The sequence below is a fragment of the Kitasatospora sp. NPDC093558 genome, assembly GCF_040683475.1.
Lineage (GTDB): Bacteria > Actinomycetota > Actinomycetes > Streptomycetales > Streptomycetaceae > Kitasatospora.
The window spans coordinates 1-5,496 of sequence record NZ_JBFBDY010000424.1 but is presented as its reverse complement, the minus strand read 5'-3'; the positions used below and the strand labels follow the sequence as shown (position 1 = coordinate 5,496).

At 69.5% G+C, this 5,496-nt stretch carries 4 protein-coding genes; 2 read left to right on the top strand and 2 right to left on the bottom strand.

Going from position 1 to position 5,496, the window contains the following annotated elements; all coding sequences use genetic code 11:
- Nucleotides 1-176: 176 nt before the first annotated feature.
- On the bottom strand, nucleotides 177-2,066 hold the full coding sequence (locus AB0O00_RS28105; RefSeq protein WP_363656392.1) for a zinc ribbon domain-containing protein: 1,890 nt from the start codon (nucleotides 2,064-2,066) through the stop codon (nucleotides 177-179).
- Nucleotides 2,067-2,137: 71 nt separating this feature from the next.
- Complete coding sequence (locus tag AB0O00_RS28100; protein ID WP_363656390.1) at nucleotides 2,138-2,755, bottom strand: IS607 family transposase; 618 nt, start codon at nucleotides 2,753-2,755, stop codon at nucleotides 2,138-2,140.
- Between the two features lie 405 nt (nucleotides 2,756-3,160).
- On the opposite strand from AB0O00_RS28100, the gene AB0O00_RS28095 reads away from it, so the two are divergent.
- Together AB0O00_RS28095 and AB0O00_RS28090 are read left to right on the top strand one after the other, a co-directional pair.
- The gene (locus AB0O00_RS28095) at nucleotides 3,161-4,288 is read left to right on the top strand and encodes a GNAT family N-acetyltransferase (RefSeq protein ID WP_363656388.1); all 1,128 of its coding nucleotides are present in this window, start codon (nucleotides 3,161-3,163) and stop codon (nucleotides 4,286-4,288) included.
- Nucleotides 4,285-5,460, top strand: a complete 1,176-nt coding sequence (locus AB0O00_RS28090; RefSeq protein ID WP_363656386.1) for an acyl-protein synthase — start codon at nucleotides 4,285-4,287, stop codon at nucleotides 5,458-5,460. Before AB0O00_RS28095 ends, AB0O00_RS28090 begins: the two co-directional genes overlap by 4 nt.
- Nucleotides 5,461-5,496 lie beyond the last annotated feature (36 nt).

Here is a 5,496-nt window from a genome sequence, read left to right as displayed (position 1 = left end):
GCCCGCGTGGTAGACGCCGGCGACGAACCCGGGGACGTTGTTGGACTCGCAGTAGGCGGCGGCCTGCTCGCGGATCTGGGCTTCGACGGTGCTGAGCGAGTTGTTGGTCATGCGGACCATCGTCGAACCCTGCCCCTGGGACAAGGTCAAGCCCGGAACGCGGAAAGCGTCTCTGATCAGCTAAGTGGTCCTGAGTCAGGCGTGGTGTCTGATTCTGGGATGTGTTCCCACCTGGGCGGGGTGGCATGGGCGTGGAGGTGGAATCCCGCGCCCAGTGTCGCCCCGTGTGGCCTGTGTCCGGCCGTGGTGGGTGTGCTGATTGTCGTCACGTCCTGGTGCCGGCGGGCTGCGCGGGGCAGCCGGGGCCGGTCCGTGTGAGCGTGTCCCTCCGGACGCTGGCCGACGGGCCGGTGACGGCTCGTCGGGGAGGGTGTCCGGCGTCGCCTGGGCGTCGGACGTGTCGGCGTGTGCCGGGTGGGTCCGGTCTTGGACCGGTCCCGGCGGGTCTTCGGCGCGGGTGTGATGACCGCGCAGGCTTCGAGTGTGTCCACCACCGAGCGGATCGCCAGCGCACCCGTGGTGCGGTCCACCGCGGTCCTGGCCTGGTGGGTGAGACCGCGTGCGGCGATGCGCTTCCACGCGCCCTGGTCACGGTCGCCCTGGTAGCCGCAGCCGGGACACAGGGCCCACTTCCAGCCGGGCGTGGTGGGGCGGTCGGGTGCCTTGCGGTGGCGCAGGACGGCGAGGCAGTGCGGGCAGTGCCGGGAGGTGTCACGGGGCGGGACGGTGGCGACGGCAATGCCGCTCTCGGCGGCGAGGTGCCTCATCCGGTCAACGATCTGCCCGCGCACCGCTTGGGACATGCGGGTGTTCATGGTGCGGCCCATGCCCACCGCTTCCATCGAGCGCAGGTCCTCGACGTAGATCACGGTTGCGCCGGCGGCGATGGCCTGGTCGATGGCCCAGCGGGCGGCGGCCCACGCCAATGCTTCGTTGAGGTTGGAGCGCCGGTCGCAGACGTGCCGGATCTCCTCGCGCAGGGTGGTGTGCCTGACGGCCAGGGCGTGCTGTTCGCGCCCTGCGGTGAGGCGCTGGTACTGGTCGGCCTTGGCGTGCAGCCGCTCGGACAGGCGACGCAGGCGGTGCTGTTTGGCCAGGACGCCGGCGGCGCGGAACATGGCGCCGCCTGCGAGGGCGGTGATGCGGCCGTCGGTGTGGAGCCTGGCGGCCCCCGCGGACAGCAACGTGTTCAGGCCCCAGTCCACGCCGAGCGCGATCGTGTGCCCGGTGCGGGTGGTCTTCGGGACCGGGTGGGTGTAGGCGAGATCGGCGCGCACCCGGCTGCCGTGCGGGCGCAGGGTGGGCAGGTGCAGGACCGCGTTCGCGGGGATCGTGGGCGGTAGCGTGATCGGGCAGGCCACCCATGCCCAGTCCTTGTAGGACTGCGGGGCGGGCCGCGTGGGCAGCTGCAGGCGCAGCAGCGCGCACCCAGGCTCACCGGCGCGCTCGATGGTGGCCTGCTGCCCGTCGCAGGCCGACAGCAACAGCATCCGCGCCGTCCGGGGCTCGTCCTCCGCCTCGAACACGTCGCCGGGAAGACGGCCGTGCTTCTTGACGAAGGCCGTGATCTGTCGGGTACGGGACTTGATCACGCTTGACGCCAGCCACTGTCCGCCCGGGACCGCCTCGCGGACGGCATCCCACTCCTCGGGCGTGCGCCTGCCGGGATCGGCGGGCCAGGACGTGAGGACACCGGCCGTGAGGTCGGCGCGCCACTTCGCCGACCGCAGTGCGCGCCCGGCCTGTTCCTGCGCCATGCGCACGATCCGGTCGTTGACCTTCGCCGGAGCAGCCACGGTCCAGCCCAGGCGGCGCAGTGCCATCCAGGCGTTCGACGGCAGCTTCCTGCCCCCCGCGTCCTCACCGGCGGCCAATACGTCCACATCGGCGACGTTCCAGTGCCCGGCCATCAGATCGGCCACCATGGCGGACACCAGATCAGCAGCCCAGCCGACCCGCTGCGCCAACGCCGGCGCGGTGAGGAGTTCTCCGGTCTTCTCGTCCACCGCGGTACGCAGGATGCCGCGGGCGCAGGCGGTTCGGGACCTCTCGCCGTCGCCGAGAGGGAGTCTGCGGCTCACCGGCCATGATCCCCGGGGCACTGGCCGGTCTCGGCGAGCAGCCGCTTGCGCGCATCCGCACTTCGCATGCCGTACAGGCGGCCCGCAAAGGTGGTGACCAGGGACACGAAGTCTTCGAGGAGTTCGTCCCGGCCGCCGGACTTCCTCGGGTGAAGGACTTCAAGAGTGACGCCGTACACGGCGAACAAACGCTTGAGCCAGCCGACACCGAACCGTGCGAGCCGGTCCTCATGCGTCACCCGCACCACCGTCACCGAGCCATCGGCGACCAACGCCAACAGCCGGTTCAGGCCCGGCCGTTCCTCCCTCAGAGCGGACGACCGATCCCGGAAGACCTTCACAATCTCGCCGGTCGACGTGGCGCGCAACTCCTCTTCCTGCGCGATCAACGACGATTCCTGCCCGGAGGAGCCGGACACACGCGCGTACAGGACTTCCAATCGCACACGCGACGAGTCCTTCGTCACCTTCATCGACTCGACATCAACAGAGGAGAACCGCCGCTCACGGCCGACCCACGTCACCGGGATCTTCCCCGAATCAGCCCAAAGCCGAAGCGTCACCGGGTGAATCCCCAGGCGTTGCGCAGCCCTTGACAGACGGAGAAGTTCCATGACGAACAGGTTACCACTATCACTGAGGATCATTAATCAAACAAGTGAGCCTGCGCCCGGCCCGGCCACTGGCGCTCTTCGACGACCGGCGCGACGCCTGGTCCGGCAAGGTCAGGTCGACGCTGCGGGAGCCCTGACGATCAGTCGGCGAATGGCCGGACAACGTTCAGCGGAAGTTCATTGGTTCAATTTCGTACACATTTCGCGTGCTTGTGATTCTCGTCGCATCCAGGCCTTCTGACGGTCTTTTAGCGCGGTGGCGGTCCGGTGCACCGATGCGTGAGCGTTACTGTGGTGGAGCGGCAACGTGGCTGCTCGGACCGGGCACGCCTACTTGCGACCTAAGTTTCTTTCGTGGTGCGCACGCGATGAACCGTGTTTGCGCCGCCTTTTGGGAGAGGCGACTTGGCCCTCGAATTCATCCCGGCCCGTCTTGATGACGTGGACGCTCTGTTGACGCTCTACCGCCAGGTGTACGGGCGGAGCTACGCGCTGCCGCTCGGCACCGACCCCGAGGTGATGGCCCGTGAGATCACGGCCCCGGACACCACCTGGCTGGTGGCCCGGGAGCCCGGCGGCGACCGGTTGCTCGGGTCCATCCTCGGCACGGTCGACCCGGCCGCGCGGATCGGCAAGCTGCAGGGCCTGGTGATCCATCCCGACGCCCGTGGGCTCGGCGCGGCCAATCTCGCCGTACAGCAGCTCGCCAACCAGCTGCTGACGGGCGACCACCCGGTCGACTCCGTGTACGCGACCGCCCGGACCGACACCACCGCCCCGCAGCGCATCTGCCTGAAGTCCGGCTTCCGCGCGCTCGGCGTCCTGCCGAACCTGCGCAAGGCCGCCTGGCACGAGACCATGGTGCTGCTGGCCAAGCACCGCGCGGGCGTACTGGAGCAGCGGCTTCCGGTGCACAAGGTCCCGTCCGCGCTCGACGGGCTGGTAAGGGCGCTGGCGGACCTGCCGGGGCCCGCGCAGCGACCGGAGCTCGTGGACGAGCCGCTGCCCAGGCCGAGGAAGGGCGCGAGCGCCGTCCGGGAGCTGGAGTTCATCGACGCGCCGGCCTTCGTGAGCCGCCGGTTCGGCGGGCTGGGGGAGTGCTTCTACCCGTTCCACGAGCCGAACGTCATGCTCTCCGCCGCCGACGGCGCCTACGAGGTGTACGCGCACCTCAGCCCCGCCGACGGGTACTGCACGCTGATCGGCATCGAGCTCGCGGAGATCGGTGAGGAGCTGGACACCATCACCGACCGGCTGGCCGCGCACGGCGCCCGGTACATCGAGGCCTTGGTGCCGCTGGACAGTTACCACTCGCTGCGCCGGCTGCTCGGGCACGGCTTCCTGCCGGTGGCGGCCTACCCCGCGATGCGCCGGGAGGCCGAGGGCTTGCGCGACTACGTGGTGCTGGCCCGGATCCTGCAGCCGCTGGACTTCCGGGGCCTGGCCATCGACGCCGCGTTCCAGCCGTTCACCGAGCAGTACATCGAGCTGTGGAAGCAGCAGCACCTCGACACCCACGGGATATTCCAATGAACAAGTACCTCCAACCGGTCTCGGCACCGGACCCCGAAGCACTCGCCCGCGTACAGCAGCTGGCAGACCTGGCCGAGCCGTACCGCGCCGGGGACGACGTGGACGCCCTGTTCACGGCGGCGATGAACGAGATCAACGCCTGGCACGCCGAGCGTTCGCCCTACTTCGACAAGCTGTGGGCGGCCGAGGGGCACACCCTGGAGTCCATCGAGGAGCTCCACCGACTGCCGTTCGTACACGCCAACTTCTTCAAGCTGCACGAGGTGCTGTCGCTGCCGCGCGAGGAGACGCTGCTGACCCTGACCTCGTCCGGCACGACCGGCCAGAAGTCGCAGATGGCCTTCGACGACTTCACCCTGCGCAACGGCCAGCGGATGGTCGCCCGGGTCTTCGACCACTACGGCTGGATCAAGTCCGAAGGTGACGAGCCGGTCAACTACCTGCTCTCCAACTACCAGCCCCGGCCGGGCCTGAACCTCGGCACCTCGTTCACCGACGAGTACCTGTGCCACTTCGCTCCCGTCCGCTCGGTCGAGTACGCGCTCAAGCACACCGGCAGCGGCCACGAGTTCGACCCGTTCGGCTGTGTCCGCGCGCTGATCCGCTTCGCCGAGGAGGGCGCGCCGGTCCGGATCCTCGGCTTCCCCGCCTTCCTGTCCTTCACGCTGGACCGGATGCGCGAACTCGGGCTGCCGCCCCTGCGGTTGAACCCGCAGTCGCTGGTTGTCTTCGGCGGCGGCTGGAAGGGCAATGCGGACAAGCAGGTCGCCAAGCCGGAGCTGTACCGGCGCATCCACGAGCAGCTCGGCATCCCGGACGAGCGGATCCGCGACGGCTACGGCGCCGTGGAGCACTCCGTCCTGCACATGGAGTGCCCCAACCACCGTCTGCACGTCCCGGTCTGGGCCCGCCAGCTGGTCCGCGACGTGCGCACGCTCCAGCCGCTGCCGTACGGCGAGAGCGGCTACCCCCAGTTCATCTCGCCGTACATCACCTCGGTGCCGGCCCAGTCCGTGCTGATGGGCGACCTGGTCACCCAGCACGCGCCGCAGGAGTGCGGCTGCGGCCTGCCCACGCCCTGGTTCGAGGTGCACGGGCGGGCCGGGATCAGCCGCAACCGCAGCTGCGCCGTCGCCGCCGCCGAACTGCTCAAGACCGAGGGGAAGAAGTGACTCAGCACTACTGGCAGGGCGCGTGGGTGGACGACG